This window comes from Gilliamella sp. wkB308, assembly GCF_001690185.1.
In the GTDB taxonomy this organism is placed as follows: Bacteria; Pseudomonadota; Gammaproteobacteria; order Enterobacterales; family Orbaceae; genus Gilliamella; species Gilliamella apicola_I.
In genome coordinates, this window is the sequence record NZ_LZGN01000037.1 from 117,617 (window position 1) to 135,895 (window position 18,279).

At 35.4% G+C, this 18,279-nt stretch carries 18 protein-coding genes; 9 read left to right on the forward strand and 9 right to left on the reverse strand.

Translation table 11 applies throughout. The annotated features are described in order from the left end of the window. Nucleotides 1-100 precede the first annotated feature (100 nt). The 3 genes from A9G10_RS06935 (at nucleotide 101) to mutT (ending at nucleotide 3,771) form a co-directional block, all read left to right on the forward strand. Nucleotides 101-439 (forward strand): hypothetical protein, encoded by a 339-nt coding sequence (locus A9G10_RS06935; protein ID WP_143425974.1) that lies wholly within the window; start codon nucleotides 101-103, stop codon nucleotides 437-439. Nucleotides 440-522: 83 nt separating this feature from the next. Continuing rightward, nucleotides 523-3,249 carry a preprotein translocase subunit SecA gene (gene secA, locus A9G10_RS06940; protein ID WP_065558822.1) on the forward strand — a complete coding sequence of 909 codons (2,727 nt, stop codon included), beginning with the start codon at nucleotides 523-525 and terminating at the stop codon, nucleotides 3,247-3,249. Between the two features lie 117 nt (nucleotides 3,250-3,366). After that, nucleotides 3,367-3,771, forward strand: coding sequence for an 8-oxo-dGTP diphosphatase MutT (gene mutT, locus A9G10_RS06945; RefSeq protein ID WP_065558823.1), 405 nt, complete (start codon nucleotides 3,367-3,369; stop codon nucleotides 3,769-3,771). A gap of 53 nt (nucleotides 3,772-3,824) precedes the next feature. Here mutT and A9G10_RS06950 read toward each other — a convergent pair whose 3' ends face one another. Genes A9G10_RS06950 through A9G10_RS06970 form a run of 5 tightly spaced genes read right to left on the reverse strand, consistent with a single transcriptional unit; the run spans nucleotide 3,825 to nucleotide 5,715 of the window. After that, nucleotides 3,825-4,211, reverse strand: coding sequence for an EamA family transporter (locus A9G10_RS06950; RefSeq protein ID WP_065558824.1), 387 nt, complete (start codon nucleotides 4,209-4,211; stop codon nucleotides 3,825-3,827). Then, nucleotides 4,208-4,567: an EamA family transporter gene (locus tag A9G10_RS06955; RefSeq protein WP_065558825.1), complete on the reverse strand. Its 360-nt coding sequence runs from the start codon at nucleotides 4,565-4,567 to the stop codon at nucleotides 4,208-4,210. The genes A9G10_RS06950 and A9G10_RS06955 overlap by 4 nt, the downstream gene beginning before the upstream one ends. Beyond that, complete coding sequence (zur, locus tag A9G10_RS06960) at nucleotides 4,555-4,989, reverse strand: zinc uptake transcriptional repressor Zur (RefSeq protein WP_065558826.1); 435 nt, start codon at nucleotides 4,987-4,989, stop codon at nucleotides 4,555-4,557. Before zur ends, A9G10_RS06955 begins: the two co-directional genes overlap by 13 nt. A gap of 23 nt (nucleotides 4,990-5,012) precedes the next feature. Next, complete coding sequence (locus tag A9G10_RS06965) at nucleotides 5,013-5,285, reverse strand: RnfH family protein (protein WP_065558827.1); 273 nt, start codon at nucleotides 5,283-5,285, stop codon at nucleotides 5,013-5,015. A 1-nt stretch (nucleotide 5,286) separates the two neighbouring features. Next, nucleotides 5,287-5,715: a type II toxin-antitoxin system RatA family toxin gene (locus A9G10_RS06970; protein ID WP_065558828.1), complete on the reverse strand. Its 429-nt coding sequence runs from the start codon at nucleotides 5,713-5,715 to the stop codon at nucleotides 5,287-5,289. Between the two features lie 67 nt (nucleotides 5,716-5,782). On the opposite strand from A9G10_RS06970, the gene smpB reads away from it, so the two are divergent. After that, nucleotides 5,783-6,265 carry an SsrA-binding protein SmpB gene (smpB, locus tag A9G10_RS06975; protein WP_065558829.1) on the forward strand — a complete coding sequence of 161 codons (483 nt, stop codon included), beginning with the start codon at nucleotides 5,783-5,785 and terminating at the stop codon, nucleotides 6,263-6,265. A 36-nt stretch (nucleotides 6,266-6,301) separates the two neighbouring features. On the opposite strand, the gene A9G10_RS06980 is transcribed toward smpB, so the two are convergent. The 3 genes from A9G10_RS06980 to A9G10_RS06990 all read right to left on the reverse strand — a co-directional run bounded on the left by A9G10_RS06980 (nucleotide 6,302) and on the right by A9G10_RS06990 (nucleotide 9,737). After that, nucleotides 6,302-7,300, reverse strand: coding sequence for a substrate-binding domain-containing protein (locus A9G10_RS06980; protein ID WP_065558830.1), 999 nt, complete (start codon nucleotides 7,298-7,300; stop codon nucleotides 6,302-6,304). A 15-nt stretch (nucleotides 7,301-7,315) separates the two neighbouring features. Then, on the reverse strand, nucleotides 7,316-8,434 hold the full coding sequence (locus tag A9G10_RS06985; protein ID WP_065558831.1) for a glycoside hydrolase family 172 protein: 1,119 nt from the start codon (nucleotides 8,432-8,434) through the stop codon (nucleotides 7,316-7,318). 64 nt (nucleotides 8,435-8,498) lie between these two features. Further along, nucleotides 8,499-9,737, reverse strand: a complete 1,239-nt coding sequence (locus A9G10_RS06990) for an oligosaccharide MFS transporter (RefSeq protein WP_065558832.1) — start codon at nucleotides 9,735-9,737, stop codon at nucleotides 8,499-8,501. A gap of 685 nt (nucleotides 9,738-10,422) precedes the next feature. Between A9G10_RS06990 and A9G10_RS06995 the strand changes: the two genes are divergently transcribed. After that, nucleotides 10,423-11,202: an FCD domain-containing protein gene (locus A9G10_RS06995; protein ID WP_065558833.1), complete on the forward strand. Its 780-nt coding sequence runs from the start codon at nucleotides 10,423-10,425 to the stop codon at nucleotides 11,200-11,202. Nucleotides 11,203-11,347: 145 nt separating this feature from the next. On the opposite strand, the gene lolA is transcribed toward A9G10_RS06995, so the two are convergent. Beyond that, nucleotides 11,348-11,941, reverse strand: a complete 594-nt coding sequence (gene lolA / locus A9G10_RS07000) for an outer membrane lipoprotein chaperone LolA (protein ID WP_065558834.1) — start codon at nucleotides 11,939-11,941, stop codon at nucleotides 11,348-11,350. Between the two features lie 176 nt (nucleotides 11,942-12,117). On the opposite strand from lolA, the gene A9G10_RS07005 reads away from it, so the two are divergent. The 4 genes from A9G10_RS07005 (at nucleotide 12,118) to A9G10_RS07020 (ending at nucleotide 18,078) form a co-directional block, all read left to right on the forward strand. Beyond that, entirely contained in the window at nucleotides 12,118-13,455 is a 1,338-nt protein-coding gene (locus A9G10_RS07005) for a replication-associated recombination protein A (RefSeq protein WP_065558835.1), read from the forward strand. Between the two features lie 209 nt (nucleotides 13,456-13,664). Beyond that, the gene (gene nrdA, locus A9G10_RS07010; protein WP_065558836.1) at nucleotides 13,665-15,950 is read left to right on the forward strand and encodes a class 1a ribonucleoside-diphosphate reductase subunit alpha; all 2,286 of its coding nucleotides are present in this window, start codon (nucleotides 13,665-13,667) and stop codon (nucleotides 15,948-15,950) included. Nucleotides 15,951-16,085: 135 nt separating this feature from the next. Next, complete coding sequence (gene nrdB, locus A9G10_RS07015; RefSeq protein ID WP_065559020.1) at nucleotides 16,086-17,216, forward strand: class Ia ribonucleoside-diphosphate reductase subunit beta; 1,131 nt, start codon at nucleotides 16,086-16,088, stop codon at nucleotides 17,214-17,216. A gap of 217 nt (nucleotides 17,217-17,433) precedes the next feature. Further along, nucleotides 17,434-18,078 carry a DUF7424 family protein gene (locus A9G10_RS07020; protein ID WP_065558837.1) on the forward strand — a complete coding sequence of 215 codons (645 nt, stop codon included), beginning with the start codon at nucleotides 17,434-17,436 and terminating at the stop codon, nucleotides 18,076-18,078. Nucleotides 18,079-18,279 lie beyond the last annotated feature (201 nt).

Consider the following 18,279-nt stretch of genomic DNA (forward strand, 5'->3'; position numbering starts at 1 on the left):
ATAAATTTCATTTTGTCAAATCTTCATTTTCTTTATAACAATACCTGTAATAAATGTTTTTCATTTTGGCAAATAATGCTAACATATTGCCATTATGATCATGACTAATTTCTGGCAAATACTCAGTAAACGCTTAACAATCAAAACCGCTCTATCGCACTTATTATTAGGTGTAATTGCTACTGGGTTTAGTTTATGTCAGCAAGAGGCAATCCCCAATGAATCAACGGTTTCTCACGTCGGAATTATGGCGAACAATGAAATCGTTCAAGATCAACAAGTGTCTACCCGAAAGGTGTCACAATCGTTAACCACCCCCTATAAATTCAGTACCAATACTGTCTTTATGGCGACTAATTACGATATTTTATCCACCAATAAACCCATTCAAATAACTTCACATAATGCGATAAGAGCAGGCCCAAAAAACACTATTTAACGAAAGAGTTTATTACTTAATTTTTATGTTTTTATATAAGGTGTTGACCTTACATTTCCTATTAAAAGAAAAAAGAGAAATTTATGTTATTAAAATTATTAACTAAAGTTTTTGGTAGCCGTAATGAACGTGTGCTAAAAAGCCTGCGTAAACGTGTTGAAAAAATTAATGCATTAGAACCTGCAATGGAAGCATTAACTGATGATGAACTTAAAGCAAAAACAATTGAATTTAAACAAAAATTAGCATCCGGCACCCAATTAGATGATATTTTAGAAGAAGCTTTTGCCGTTGTCCGTGAAGCCAGTAAACGTGTTTTTGGTATGCGTCATTTTGATGTTCAGTTAATTGGTGGTATGGTTTTAAATGAGCGCTGTATAGCCGAAATGCGTACTGGTGAAGGTAAAACGTTAACCGCAACATTACCCGCTTATTTAAATGCTTTAACCGGCAAAGGTGTGCATGTCGTCACTGTCAATGATTATTTAGCACAACGCGATGCTGAAAATAATCGTCCTTTATTTGAATTTTTAGGTTTAACCGTTGGTATTAACCTGCCTAATATGCCACCAGCAATAAAACGAGAAGCTTACAACGCTGATATCACTTATGGTACCAACAACGAATATGGGTTTGACTACTTACGTGACAATATGGTGTTTAGTAAAGATGCACGTGTTCAACGACCATTACATTATGCTTTAGTCGATGAAGTTGACTCTATTTTAATTGATGAAGCAAGAACACCGTTGATTATTTCTGGACAAGCCGAAGACAGCTCAGATAAATATGTGAGTGTTGATAAAATTATCCCTCATCTTATTCGCCAAGAAAAAGAAGACTCGGATCAGTTTCAAGGAGACGGTGACTTTTCAATTGATGAAAAATCACGTCAAGTTAATCTAACTGAACGAGGATTAATTAAGGTAGAAGAACTACTGATTAAACAAGGTATCATGAAAAATGATGAGTCGCTTTATGCACCAAGTAATATTGTGTTAATGCACCATGTCAATGCAGCACTACGAGCCCATCATTTATTTCATCGTGATGTCGACTACATCGTTAAAAATAACGAGATTATTATTGTCGATGAGCATACAGGACGAACAATGGAAGGACGTCGTTGGTCTGACGGCTTACATCAAGCAGTTGAAGCAAAAGAACATGTTAAAATTCAGAATGAAAACCAGACATTAGCTTCAATCACTTTCCAAAACTATTTCCGTCTATATGAAAAATTAGCCGGTATGACGGGTACTGCCGATACTGAAGCCTTCGAATTTCATCAGATTTATGGTTTGGATACCATTGTTATACCAACTAACCGCCCAATGCAGCGTAAAGACCAATCCGATTTAGTCTATATGACTGAAAAAGAGAAGATTGCAGCCATTGTCGCTGATGTACAAGATTGTGTAAAACGAGGACAACCGGTATTAGTGGGGACTGCATCGATTGAAAAATCAGAATTGGTATCTAATGCATTTAAAAAAGTTGGCATTAAGCACAACGTATTAAATGCCAAGTTCCATGCCCAAGAAGCAGAAATTATTGCTAATGCAGGGAGTAAAGGCGCTGTCACTATTGCCACCAATATGGCAGGTCGAGGTACCGATATTATGCTTGGCGGTAACTGGCAAAGCGATTTAGCAAAACTTGAAAATCCAACTCAAGAAGATATCGAAAAAGCTAAACAAGCATGGCAAGTTAAACATGAAGAAGTTATTGCACTGGGCGGGCTTTATATTTTAGGTACAGAAAGACATGAATCCCGTCGTATTGATAATCAGTTACGCGGTCGTGCTGGTCGTCAAGGAGATCCGGGCGGTTCACGTTTTTATTTATCGCTTGAAGATCCGCTGATGAGAATCTTTGCATCAGAACGTGTTGGTAATATGATGCGTAAATTGGGTATGAAAGAAGGCGAAGCGATCGAACACCCATGGGTCAATAAAGCGATTGCGAATGCTCAAAAGAAAGTTGAAAGTCGTAACTTTGATATTCGTAAACAATTGCTTGAGTATGATGATGTTGCCAATGAGCAACGTAAAGCAATTTATCGTCAACGAAATGAGATACTGGATAACACAGAAATCAAAGATACCATTACCGTAATCCGTGTTGATGTATTTAATGCGCTCATCGATCGTTATATTCCACGGGAATCAATCGAAGATATGTGGGATGTGCCAGGACTTGAATTAGCGCTAAAACGTGACTTTGATTTGGATCTTCCAATTGCTAAATGGTTAGACGAAGAACAAAATCTTTATGAAGAGTCACTTCGAGAACGTATTATTCAAATTGCTCAACAAGCTTATGAAGAAAAAGAGCAAGCAGCAGGTTCAGAAGCATTTAGACATTTTGAAAAAACAGTTATGTTACAGACGCTTGATAACTTGTGGAAAGAACACTTGGCTGCGATGGATTATCTACGTCAAGGTATTCATCTACGAGGTTATGCGCAAAAAGATCCTAAACAAGAATATAAACGTGAATCCTTTAACATGTTTGAAGACATGTTAGAATCACTGAAATATGAAGTTATTGGGATATTAAGTCGTGTTGTTATTCGTTCACAAGAAGAAGTGGAAGAAGCAGAACGTCAACGCATTGCTGAAATGGAAAAACTATCAGCTAAGCAACATGCAAGTCATGAATCAGCTTCTAATATCGAAGGTGAAAGCGAAAACAATACAAGTTCAACTCAACCGAGAGTACGCACTGAAGCCAAAGTGGGACGAAATGATCCCTGTCCTTGTGGTTCAGGTAAGAAGTATAAACATTGTCATGGTGCTGTTCAATAAGCAAAAAATTTAGTATCATCAAACATTATTGATGATTTAATCAGCGATTATCATCGTCGTTTAAATTCAAGGGAAAGTGTTCACTTTCCCTAATTTTACGGATAGATAAACAGAATTATGAGAAAACATACTGAAATAGCGGTAGGAATTATACGTTCGGAAAATTGTCAAATTTTTATTACCCAACGTGGAGAAGACTCACATCTAGCGGGTTTTTGGGAATTTCCGGGAGGAAAAATAGAAGCAGGTGAAACACCTTACCAAACTTTGCAACGCGAGATCGCTGAAGAAGTTGATATCCAAATTCATGATGCTCAATTTTTAAAAATAGTGAAACACAGCTACGATGATCGTGATATTACCATTCACGCTTATTTAGTGGAAGAATGGGACGGCGTTCCATTTGCGAAAGAAGGACAACCCAGCCGATGGGTAGATCAAGAAGAGTTGAATGCCGATGAATTTCCTGATGCTAATCGTCCTATTATCGAAATGTTAAAAAATCTCGATAAACAAATTTAAGAAGTGATTGCCATTAATTGTTAAAATGACATCATTTTCAAATTAGCTACGCACTATTTAGACTTTTGGTTAATTCTTTGTTCAGCTAACGCTAAAAAAATAATCCCGATGATTATACTTATTGCGCCTATAAAGCGTGTGAATGTAATCTTTTCATTAAACACCATTACCGAAACCAACATTACCGTAACAACTTGTAAATGCGAGGCCGCAAAAGCAGGGCCAACCGGTGCTTTTTTTAATAATACCATCCAGGTCACAAACGCACCAGTATAACCTATCATAACTAAATAAGCCCAACAGTGGCTAAAAATACGTAATAACCAATCAACACTGAATTCGAAAGGCAAAGCCGATATTGCTGTCAGTTTAAAACTGGTTTGACCAAAAGTATCAAAAAAAAGCAGTAATATAAAACCAATTAAATAGAATTTTTTCATTCCGTGAGTCCTACTAAAACTACTCCTAAAGTAATAAAAAATATACCTAACAACCGAAAACACGTTAGATGCTCTTTAAATAAGATTCGTCCAGCTAACATGACCGTTATCATATTAAACGAACCCAATAAAATACCTTGTGACAAAGGCACTTCGCTTAAAAAAGCTAACCAGAAAATAAAACCAACAAAATAAGATCCAAAACCAATCCAAAGCCAAAAATTACCAAATAGCTTATGCCAATAATCTAAACCTTGATTATGTTTTGAGGTAATGGCTGCATATTTAAAGGCGATTTGACCGACAGTATCACAGCTGATATTTAAGAGCCAAAGAAAAATAATTAAGGTTGACACGACTGACACACTCCATGAATTTCCAATACGCTGTGTTTAATCAAAAATTGACTTTGTTGTGCCAGTTGTTTTAGTTGCTGTTCAATATTTGCTGAGTGTTTTTCAAAAATTTGTCGGCATTTATCACAAATAAAGAGAATTGAAAGATGATCGGGGTCTTGAAAATGTGGGCAAACAATATAACTATTGCTTGATTCAACTTTATGAATAAAGCCTTGCTCTAGCAAAAATTCAAGGGCACGATAAATAGTCGGTGGTTTTGCTTGTGGTTCACTGACTTTTAATAAATCTAAAAGATCGTATGCACTCATAGCCTTATTTGCCGTTAACATGATATCTAAAACTGTACGACGTTGGGTTGTCAATTTAATACCGCGTTTTTTGCATAAGGTTTCAATCTTTTCAATTATCAGATTATGCATCGTGTTTCCCTTGCCAGTAATCATTATTTATTCAATGCTGCTCTTCTTCGTCTTATTTCTTTAGGATCGTTGATTAAAGGGCGATAAATTTCAATACGATCCCCCTCTTTCACTAGCTCATCAAGCGAACAACGTTTTCCATAAATACCAATTAGATGATCATCTAATTGAATGCGACAAATAGATAAGATATTGGATTTTACTATTGCTTGCAAGATATTCGTCGATTCTTCAACCTGACAATCAATCATTGTCGGATTATTCGGTAACGCATACACAACTTGAATCGTTATCATATTAATAAATCTGCCTTGCTCGATTGGAAAACGCTTTAACCATATTTATCATCACATCTTTAAACATTGGGGTAAAAGTCATGTCTAATAATTTATTTTGAAATTCAAAATCTAAACTAAAACTGATTTTACTTTGATTTTCAGAAAGTGTAGTAAACTGCCATTTGCCCGAAAGGTGCTTGAATGGGCCTTCTAAAAGGGTTAAATCGATTGAATTAGGTTCATTAATTTGATTTAATGTGGTAAATGATTTTTTGAAACCAAATTTTTCAACTTCAATAAATGCAGCAATAATATTATCCTGTTTTCTAATAATTCCTGTTGCGATACAATCGGGAACAAATTCAGGATATCGCTCAATATCATTGACTAATGAAAACATTTGTTCAATTGAATACGGTTCAATAACTTCGTGAAATATATGTGCCATAACATTAATTAATTAAAAATAAAATTTGTGGCATATCTTAACACGTAACTCTATAATAACGCACATTATGACTAAGAAAAAATCACACAAACCCGGTTCGGCAACCATTGCATTAAATAAACGCGCACGCCATGAGTACTTTATTGAAGAGGAAATTGAGGCGGGATTATCCCTACAAGGTTGGGAAGTTAAATCCCTACGTGCAGGTAAAGTAAATATTAGCGATAGCTATGTACTGCTCAAAGACGGGGAAGCATGGCTATTTGGTGCAACCATTACACCATTAAATGTGGCTTCAACACATGTTGTCTGCGATCCCATGCGTAACCGTAAATTGCTTTTGAATGAACGTGAATTAAATTCGCTATTTGGTCAAATCAATCAAAAAGGTTACACGGTTGTTGCGCTTTCATTATATTGGAAAAATGCTTGGGCAAAAGTCAAAATTGGTGTGGCTAAAGGTAAAAAAGAGTACGATAAACGAACGGATATCAAAGAACGCCAATGGCAGGTTGATAAAGCGCGTATCATGAAAAACGCTAATCGCTAATCATCTTATTATTACTTTTGTCTCTCATCATAAAAGCTATGGATGGCGTTTAATGTGTGGTTTGATAAAAATCGCGTTATGCTTTAACGTTTTAAAATTAAGCAAATCATCTATAGTGTTTACACAAATCAATGCCATCGTTTGAAAATCTTGTGCAATGGCATCAATCGGGTAATAAGAGTAATCCAGATAAATATTATAATCATACGAACATAAGCAAATTTGGTCTGGATTAACTTTAACCTCGACTAAATAGCTGAGCACTTCCTGCAATAAATTACCAGACGGAGTAAAAATAGCTTTCGGTAAACGCCCTAATTTTTGATGCAATCGCTTAAGTAAGTCATAACCTTTATTTGGGCAATAACTATCACAAATGATCCAGTCAGAAGCCAGCGTTAAGCCCGCATTGGTTAAACCTTGTTTAAATCCTTGTAACCGAGCACGAATTGAAGTGAGTTGTGCATCACAACCAATAAAATAAAACTCATTTAATGTTTTTGCATAAGGTTCGATTAATTCAGCTACCGATCCAATTGCCTCACTTGTAATAAATGGAAGTGTGGTATGCTCAATATAACGATCAAAAAATAATACTGGAGTATGTTGATTAATACTCATGTAAAACTCATCGCTATCTAGTGATGTCACCACAATCATTGCATCAACTTTTCGTTCAACCAAATTTTGCGCTACATTAATTTCAACCTCTTTATTATAGTGGCTACAAGTAATTAAAAGCTGTATATTTTTTTCTCGAAATGAGGCTTCTAAATGGTGCAAAAACATCGAAAAAAACGAGTTCGACATATCAGGAACAATGACACCAATTGTATTTGTACTCTTCGCCTTAACTAAGTATCGACGAATATGCGATTGCTCTTTATATTGTTCCGCTATTGCGAGTACTTTTTGGCGTGTGTGAGATGAGATTCGATATTTTTTATCCCGTTTATTAAAAATATGGCTGACGGTCGTTGCCGAAACGCCAGCCAAACGAGCAATATCATTGATTCTTAATTTATTACTCGCCATATTTCACCTTCCAGATTATCGTGGTGTACGTTGTTGTTTATTGGGAAAAGTCGGGCTATGATTTTCCGACGGATTTTGATACCAATACGCAACGCTAGCAATATCATCACAACGTTCATACAATCTTATATCATCATTTCCGATTTGTTGAAAAGCTAACTTAATATTTTTATGGAAAGCAACCGGATCAGGTAAATGCCAACGATATAAACCATGCATCGGAAGTGCATCATCGCCAAAGCCATGTACCGGATTTGAATCACCTGTTTGAAAAAAATCCCGTGTAGCATCTCGATTAGTTTGATAAGGATAGCCCATAAACAGTGTTTGAAAACATTTTGCTTTAGGCTTACCTTGACTGTCACGATTATGAAATGCCCATGCCCCACCAAAATAGTCTTCAGAGCCCGTTGAATGTTGTGTTGGATACGCACTATCATCATCCAAATAGAATTTGAACTCGCCTTCTCCCCACCAATACCGTTCTAAAGCGGTTAAGGCTAAATACGTCCCCACATAATAGCCATGACCTTGTACGTTATCTAATATGACATAATCTTGTGCATACTGTGTTACACGTTGACGACGCCATTGAGCATGAAAATAAAGAGGCTGGTCAAACGGTTTTGGCATGATGGCATAATTAATAGTGAAAAAGAAATGTTGTAAATCTGCTTCATGCTCGTTGTGAATTTCTATTCTGGCTTTTTTATTGAATGGCATTCTAAAATAACAGTTAAATCCCCCTGTTGGATTAACCACAATCGGTAATGAATTAATATCACATCTTGCTCCAAATCCATTACAGAAAAAATCACCAATTGGACTTTCAACTGACGGTATTGTTTCATCATCCCAGTAAATACGAATAACCACATCACGGAGAACAAAGCTACCACGATGTGTTCTATCGGTTAAAGTAAACCACATATGTCTAATTTCAGCAGGCCCGCTAATTTCTGCAATAGTTATTTTTTCCCCTGCCGGAATCGAGATACATCCCTGTCCTTTACGGCTAGGGCCTAAAGCACTCGCTTTCATACAAGACTTACCCTTTTCACCTGTCATATTTTCAGGTGAAATAGTTCGAGTTTGTTCAAAGTTAAATTGTGTCACTGAATTGAATATATTCATTTTTTAATCCTTAATATGTCTTAATAAATTTTTATTATTACCGTCTAAAAGATATGTGTTTTTATTAATCTTTTTTTAAAGTGTTCGCTTTTTGGTCTCGACTTAAGAAGAAAATGGCAAAAATCATAAAACCTAAAACCACTAAACCTAAATTATTGAACGTCGTTGCTGCGCCAGCGGTATCATAAATGTCACCAACATAAGTTGAGAACAAAATAACCCCAACTGAACCTGCAACTTGATAACCAATCAGAAAAACAGTGGCAGAAAGACGTGCGTTAAAATTGTTATCAATATACTTAAAGACTGAGACTAAAATGGTTGAAATTTCTAAACAATGCATCAGTTTAATAATGGATATAATGACAATGCTATCAACATGAGCAGTTAAAAATATTCGCGATGCCGATATAAATGCAGCAAAGATAAGCGCATTTTTTGCGCCAACTCGATTAACGACAAAAGGAACACAAAACATGACTGCTGCTTCTAGGAACACTTGAAAAGAATTTAATAAACCATATAAATGATAACCATCATTTACATCGGTAAATTGTTGTGTGAAATAGACAGGAAACAATTGCTGATCATAAATGTTATAAAGGCTATAAGTACCTAATACATAAATAACAAATATCCAAAACTTTTTGAGCGCAAACACAGAAAGGATTTCATTAAAGGTCAATTTTTCTTTCTTTTGAAATACTGCACTTGAGGATTGAGATAAGTCAGGTTTGAAATTGAGATTCAAAATCATAAAACAGATACCGACAATCGACGCTGCCCAAAAATTAAGATGGGGATTAATACTTATCAAAATTCCAGCGATAAAAGTGCCTACTGCATAAGCAATACAGCCCCAAGTTCGACATTGTCCAAATTCAAATCCAAACGCCCGACTAATCTTTTCACAATATGAATCAATCAGTCCCATACCTGCCACCCAACCAAATCCTAAAAAGAAACTACCAAAAATCACACCAACATAAAAGTTATGTTTTAACAGTGGCTCATAAATATAAATTAATGCAGGAGCGGCACAGGTGATGATAATACTTTGAAACCAAATAAGGTGTTTTTTTAAGACTAATTTATCTTGATAAATACCATACATAATCATGATAATTAACGAAATAAAGTAGTTAAATGAATAAATGATACCCGTTTGTTTCGCCGTTAAACCAATCTCTTTACTAAGCCAAATTGAGTAAAAAGAGAAAACAAAACTGCCTGCTGCGTAATACATAAAGCTATAACAGGAAGCAAACCAATAAGTTGGTTTATTATAAAATTCACTTGTCATAATTTATCCTATGAAGAGTTAACCACTGATAAGGAATATAAAGAGCTAAAAATTTAGCTTTAATGGGTTTATTGGATAAATGTGATCCAAATCAAAAATTATTTTTAAGACTTGTTATAAACGGCAAAATTCATCGAGTAATTGTGTTAACAATAGGTAAATCTAAACGTAAAATAATCATTATGCTGATAAATTTTAAAAATTTGAACGTTGAACTTTAAAACCAGATATCAGACAACTTTTTAATTCATAAACCGCAACAAGGTGGGTTTACCCATTAAATAATTAAAAATGTTCTGATTAGACGCAATTAACTGTGTTTTAAATACTCAAAAAATAAGGAATGTCGATTCCGCAACATAAGTGGGACGATAAAATGTAACATGATTAAGTATCCCTAAAAAATCTAACTTATAACTGCAAGATAGTTAACCTATATTAGATATATCAATTTAGTGAAAAAGACATCAAATTTAACTCAAACATATATGACAATCCAAAAAGTTGACACACATGATATGGCTAAAATATAACAACAATTTAAGATGGTTTATCGACTTGTCAGTTATGTAAGAATTGATAAAAATAGTATAAAAAAAATTAGAGTTACATTATTTAACTCTAATCAATTAGATGTTATTTTAAGGTTATATTTAAACGACTTAGGTATTTTAAAAAATAAATTATGACCGAAAAACAAAATGAATATCACAGGCTTTATCAAATCATCGCATCAGAATTAAAGAATCGGATTATTAGCGGTATTTACCCAATAGGAAGCAAATTACCTTCAGAAAGGCTGGTGTGCGAAGAGTTAAAAGTTAGTCGTTCTGTCGTAAGAGAAGCAATAATCATGTTAGAAGTTGAAGGTTTTGTCGAAGCACGTAAGGGATCAGGTATCCACGTTATTGGCAATAGCTCGCTTAAAAACCTTTCATCAACTTCAGGAGGATTAAATTTTGTAAAAAGTGGACCTTTTGAACTATTGCAAGCACGTCAACTTATTGAAAGTAATATTGCTGAATTTGCTGCTACACAAATTACCAAGGGAGATATTGTTAAATTATTAGAAATTCAACATAACGCTCAAAAAGAAGATCATCATCTCGACCCCTATTGGGATATTAAATTCCATACTCAGATTGCCATGATTACTCGTAACAGTGCTTTAACTATCATTGTTGAAGAGACTTGGCAACAGCGCACGTTAAATCCTTTATGGAAAAAACTTCATGAAAATATGCCAGAACAAACCATTAATAATTGGGTAGATGAACATAACCAGATTCTGGAAGCTTTAATTAATCGCGATCCCAAAGCAGCAAAATTAGCGATGTGGCAGCATTTAGAAAACACTAAAAAAGCACTTTTTGATGCTGCAAATAAAGATTTTGAAACAAGACGCGATCACTATTTATTTTCTGATAATCCCGTCATTAGTATCAATACCAATGAATTAGACTAAACTAATCAAATCATCAAGCTTTAACTCACTCGTAGCTATCAACTAATTATAAATAAATTTAGCAAAATTAATTGACGCTATCTTGTGTTTAAGGCTAAACATGATAATCGATAATGACTTTTATTACTCTAAACGCATTGATCGCTTATCGTTGATCATCAATTTGAATGCCTAAAGGTGGTTCAAAATGAAACTTACTGAGTTCTACTTTGCCAAGTTTTTGGTGCGATAGATCATAAAAACTGCGTTGTCCATCTTCCTCAATAATCGTAAAATTGGAAATCATTCCGCTTGGTAACACTGAAATGATAAAATTCTGACTTGAACTGTCTGTCGGCTTTAAAGTGAATGAATCTTGTTTACGTGTAACTTGATAGTGGTTCCAAATAGGATTATGGCTATCGGTAATTAACAGCATCAAACGATTATCCACGGCTTTTTTTAAATCCATCACTGTTACTTGTTCGACTGTTGGCGTATAGACCCACATATTACTTCCATCCGAAATAATAGTAGTTTCCTCTGGCTCTGTCATTTTCCAATTAAAATAGTAAGGTCTTGTTACCCAAAGATCCCCCTTCCCTTCCTGAACTTGCTGGTTATCTGCTGTTTTTACATCTTGTGAAAAACGTGCATAAAATCCGTCAACTTTGTCTAAACGCTGTTGTAAGACCTCTTTATCACCTGCCCATGCGGATACGCTAACCAATAATCCCATTAATACTAAAAATTGTTTCATAACGAATCCTTACTTTTTTTATCTATAACAAAGCGTTAAATATTGTTCTTAAATCTGATTAGGTCAAAATATTACCGTTTTTCGTTAAGTTCGAAAAGTTATTTTCTTTTCTTTTTCACTTATCAATTAACAAGTATATAATATAATGAATTTTTCAAACTTGGATACCACCTGTTATGCCTAGCATGTCATTTGATTTTACGACCGATGAATTTCAGCCTTTAGCGGCAAAAATGCGTCCACGTAATTTATCAGAATACATCGGACAAACTCAGCTACTAGGAGCAGGTAAACCATTACCTAAAGCCATTGAAGCCGGAAACCTTCATTCAATGATCTTATGGGGGCCTCCGGGAACCGGAAAAACCACATTAGCTGAAATTATAGCGCATCATGCTCATGCTAAAGTCGAAAGAATTTCGGCAGTCACATCCGGAATCAAAGATATTCGCGAAGCTATTGAGCGTGCAAAAATCAATCAGCAAGCTGGTATCCGCACGATATTATTTGTTGATGAAGTTCATCGTTTTAATAAAAGCCAACAAGATGCATTTTTGCCTTATGTTGAAAATGGTACGGTTACTTTTATTGGGGCGACAACTGAAAATCCATCATTCGAACTTAATTCTGCGCTGTTATCACGAGCAAGGGTTTATTTACTCAAATCATTAACGAATACCGATATCGAAAATATTTTACAACAAGCCATTGATGATCCTGTTCGAGGTTATGGCAATAAACATGTCGTATTACCACCAGAAACAAAAAAACAGATTGCTGAATTTGTTGGCGGGGATGCCAGACGTGCACTGAATACACTTGAATTATTAGTGGATATGTCGGATGGCAATGAACTAACTCCCGAGTTACTTAAAGAAGTCATGGGTGAGCGTAGTGCCAGATTCGATAATCAAGGTGACCGATATTATGATTTGATTTCAGCCGTCCATAAATCAATTCGTGGTTCTGCGCCCGACGCTGCACTATACTGGTATGCAAGAATCATTACTGCTGGAGGCGATCCCCTCTATGTTGCTCGTCGATTACTGGCCATTGCCTCTGAAGACGTCGGTAATGCCGATCCAAGAGCAATGCAAGTTGCATTGGCTGCGTGGGATTGTTTTACACGTGTTGGCCCAGCAGAAGGAGAACGCGCCATTGCGCAAGCTATAGTTTATTTGGCTTGTGCACCGAAAAGTAACGCGGTCTATCTTGCCTTCAAACAAGCTATGAGTGATGCGCAGTCTAAGCCAGACTATGATGTGCCTGAACATTTACGTAATGCGCCAACCAGTTTAATGAAAAATTTGGGCTATGGAGCACAATACCGTTATGCACATGATGAACCAAATGCCTTTGCAGCAGGTGAAAATTATTTTCCGCCTGAACTGGCTGATAGTAAATATTATCAACCAACTGATCGTGGTGCAGAAAAAAATTATGCCGATAAACTTGCATGGTTAGAAGCACAAAATAAAGCAAGTGCAATTCAACGTTATAAAAATCAAAAATGATCCATAAGTAAAACCTTTCTAAACCATTTTATTTTATTACAGAAAAAAACGTTTACTAACCGATAGTTAACAAAATAAAAAAATGTTAACTGACTAATAAATACACTATATATAGTAATAAAATGATTAATAGGCACTATATATTGTATATTTTGACAAATATCAATTATGATAGGCTCCACAAAAAACGGGATAAAACTGGATGGAAAATGAATAAATCAATATTTGTGACCAAGCGAGATGGTAAGAAAGAACCTATCAATCTTGATAAAATTCACAAGGTAATTACATGGGCAGCAGAAGGATTAGAAAATGTTTCGGTATCTCAAGTTGAATTACGTTCACATATTCAATTTTATGATGGGATCCGAACATCTGATATTCATGAAACAATTATTCGGGCTGCCGCCGATCTTATATCGCAAGATTCACCAGATTATCAATATTTGGCTGCACGTTTAGCCATTTTTCATTTACGTAAAAAAGCCTATAACCAATTTACTCCTCCACCACTTTATGAACATGTAAAAAAACTAGTGGCAAGTGACCGTTATGATAAACACTTACTTGAAGATTATACGCAAGAAGAGTTTGAACAAATGGATAAAATCATCGACCATTGGCGTGATATGTCTTTTTCGTACGCGGCAGTAAAACAGCTTGAAGGAAAATACTTAGTTCAAAATCGGGTAACAGGCGAGATTTATGAAAGTGCGCAGTTTTTATACATTTTAGTCGCAGCTTGTCTTTTTGCTAATTACCCTAAAGATACACGTCTTAGCTATATCAAACGCTTTTATGATGCAGTCTCAACTTTTAAAATTTCATTGCCAACGCCAATTATGGCCGGTGTTCGCACCCCAACACGCCAATTCAGCTCATGTGTACTTATCGAATGTGATGACAGCTTAGATTCCATTAATGCGACGGCAAGTGCGATTGTCAAATATGTGTCACAACGCGCAGGTATTGGGGTTAATGCAGGCAAAATTCGAGCGCTTGGTAGTTCAATTCGTGGTGGTGAAGCTTTCCACACTGGTTGTATCCCATTCTATAAATATTTTCAAACAGCAGTAAAATCCTGTTCACAAGGCGGTGTTCGTGGTGGTGCTGCAACGGTATTTTATCCACTTTGGCATTTAGAAGTTGAAAGTCTATTAGTTTTACGTAACAACCGTGGAGTTGAAGAAAACCGTGTTCGACATTTGGATTATGGTGTTCAGATTAATAAATTAATGTATCAACGCTTAATCCAAAACGAAAACATTACCCTTTTCAGCCCGTCAGATGTTCCGGGTCTTTACGAGGCGTTTTTTGCCGATCAAGCAAAATTCGATGCGCTGTATCATCAATATGAACAAGATGTGAACATTCGAAAACGTGTAGTAAAAGCGGTAGAACTTTTTGCCCTGTTAATGCAAGAACGTGCATCAACTGGACGTATTTATATTCAAAATGTTGACCACTGTAATACTCACAGTCCATTCAATGCTCAGCTTGCGCCTGTACATCAATCCAATTTATGTATGGAAATTGCGTTACCAACTAAACCGCTGAATAATGTCAACGATGAAAAGGGTGAAATAGCACTATGTACACTGTCCGCCTTTAATTTAGGTGAAATTCAATCGTTAGATGATTTTGAAGAGCTTGCCGATTTAACGGTTCGTGCCCTTGATTCACTGCTTGATTATCAAGATTACCCAGTTCCTGCTGCTCGCAATTCATCCATTAATCGCCGTACATTAGGTATTGGCGTCATTAACTATGCCTATTATTTAGCAAAACATGGGGTAAAATATTCAGACGGTAGCGCTAATAATTTAACTCACCGCACGTTTGAAGCGATGCAATATTATCTTTTAAAAGCCTCAAATAACTTAGCGAAAGAAAAAGGTGCATGTAACTTATTTAACGAAACAACCTATTCACAAGGTATATTACCGATAGATACCTATAAAAAGGATCTTGATACCATTACTAAAGAGCCATTACATTATGATTGGGAATCACTGCGTGAATCAATTAAAACTCATGGTCTACGTAATTCAACCTTATCGGCGTTAATGCCTTCTGAAACATCTTCGCAAATATCTAATGCGACCAATGGTATCGAGCCACCTCGAGGATATGTTAGCGTTAAAGCCTCAAAAGATGGCATCTTAAAGCAAGTAGTACCTGACTATAAAGATTTAAAAAACTTCTATGAACTACTGTGGCAAATTCCTAATAATACGGGCTATTTACAATTAGTTGGTATTATGCAGAAATTTATCGATCAATCAATTTCGGCTAACACCAATTATGATCCGACAAAATTCCCGAATGACAAAGTACCGATGAAACAGCTACTTGCTGATTTATTAACCGCATATAAATTTGGTGTCAAAACACTCTACTACCATAACACACGTGATGGGGCGGAAGATATTCAAGGGGATATTGCACTAACTGAAAGTGATGACGGCTGTGAAGGCGGGGCCTGTAAAATTTAATCGCTTTTATAAAAAAATAACGCATTACTTCAAAAATGTTCAATGGGGATTTTAATCCCCAATAATTGCCCTTTTTCCGCTGTCGATAGGTAGTGGTAAAAGCAACTAAAATCAGTTAGGAGTACGACTATGAATATGAATTACAGTACCTTTTCGCATGTACATAACGATCAGCTTAAAGAACCCATGTTTCTTGGTCAACCAGTTAATGTGGCGCGTTATGACCAACAAAAGTATGAGATGTTTGAAAAATTAATCGAAAAACAACTTTCGTTTTTTTGGCGTCCGGAAGAAGTCGATATATCTCAAGACCGCATTGACTATGCAGCACTACCCGAACATGAAAAACATATTTTCATTAGTAATTTAAAATACCAAACGTTACTTGATTCGATTCAAGGTCGTAGCCCAAACGTTGCTTTACTCCCTTTAATTTCAATTCCTGAACTTGAAACTTGGGTAGAAACGTGGTCGTTTTCTGAGACGATTCACTCTCGTTCTTACACACACATCATACGTAACATTGTCAATGATCCCTCAGTGGTATTTGATGATATTGTGACAAATAAAGAGATCCAAAAACGTGCGGGTGACATTGCGGGTTATTATGATGATCTAATTAGCTATGCGAGTTATTACAACTTATTGGGTGAAGGGAATCACACGGTTAACAATAAAACCATTACTATAAGCTTACGTGAGTTGAAAAAGAAACTGTACCTTTGCTTAATGAGTGTTAATGCGCTTGAAGCCATTCGTTTTTATGTCAGTTTTGCTTGTTCATTTGCTTTCGCTGAACGTGAACTAATGGAAGGAAATGCAAAAATCATCAAACTTATTGCCCGTGATGAAGCCCTACACTTAACGGGAACTCAATTTATGATTAATACGCTTCGTAGTGGTGAAGATGATCCTGAAATGGCCGAAATCGCAAAAGAGTGTGAACAAGACTGCTATGATCTGTTTTTACAAGCAGCAAATCAAGAAAAAGAGTGGGCGGCATACTTATTTGAAGGCGGTTCAATGATTGGCTTAAATAAAGATATTTTATGTCAATATGTTGAATACATCACCAATATTCGTATGCAAGCGGTCGGATTGAAATTGCCTTACGAAGTAAAATCTAACCCGATTCCATGGATCAATAATTGGTTAGTATCCGATAATGTGCAAGTTGCGCCACAAGAAGCCGAAATGAGCTCTTATCTAGTCGGTCAAATTGATTCTGAAATCAATGAAGATGATTTGAGTGATTTTACTTTATAGTTTACGCTGTCATTAAAACTTCCTATTCTGACTTGCGCAGGTTGACGACTAAAGCCTGTGCAAGTCTTATCTTTAGCGGTTAACCAAATCCAAGCAATTACAATCCGAATTCTTTTTTTAATTTATATTACATTTCTTAATGTTTGATTAATAATCTTTTTAATTGTATTATTTAACCAATATTAGTTAAATAAATCAAAAGGAAGTAAGAAGTAAAATGAATAAATTCATAGTAAGTTTAATTGCTATTACGTTACTATCAGGTTGTAAGGTTGAATTAGCACCGACTGTAAATCTTAGCGATGTGCAAAGTGAAACGGCAAAAATCGTACAGTCAAAAATATTGATTGAAGTTTCATCATGTACTGACTTTAAAGATTCACGACAAGAATCATCCACGTTAATAAAAGCAAAAAATGAAATTCAAAAAATTTTTGCGGATGCAAAATATATTGAATGTTATCGAGAAAAAATGGATTCTAAAGCCGTATTTGAAATACCGATTATGGTAGGTGGAAAAGCGGGTAATGGCGATATCCAAATACGCAATAACGAGACAGGCGGTATGGTTGTTGAAATGTCAAAAAAATTAGAACAAAAGATCAGTAATCACCAAAATTCGACATTCCGCAAAATCAATACATCAATCAGTATTAACGTCAATAATGATTTGAATCAAGCACAACAAATTATTGGTTATGCTATCTATCTTGATAACAATGCGATTCCTGTATCTAAGTATGATTTAAAACCAGGTCAGCATACGATAAAATTATCTGATGTTTCGGTCTCTGCAATATTAACTAAGGGTTCCGCTTTAGTTTATGAAAATGCCAATGATTCAATCAATACAAATAATTAGCTTTAACTAAAATAAAAGCCTATCAATGCTTTTATTTGGTTTATGACATTTAAAATGTAGGGTAAAAACTATCGAATTGCTATTTAGCTTGACGAAATGATGTTATTTTTTGGGGTATCAATCATAATAGATAACAGTAAATGTTTTCGTGTTAATTACTATCAATATTTAAAGCATAATTGAATAAAACTGTGTTATATT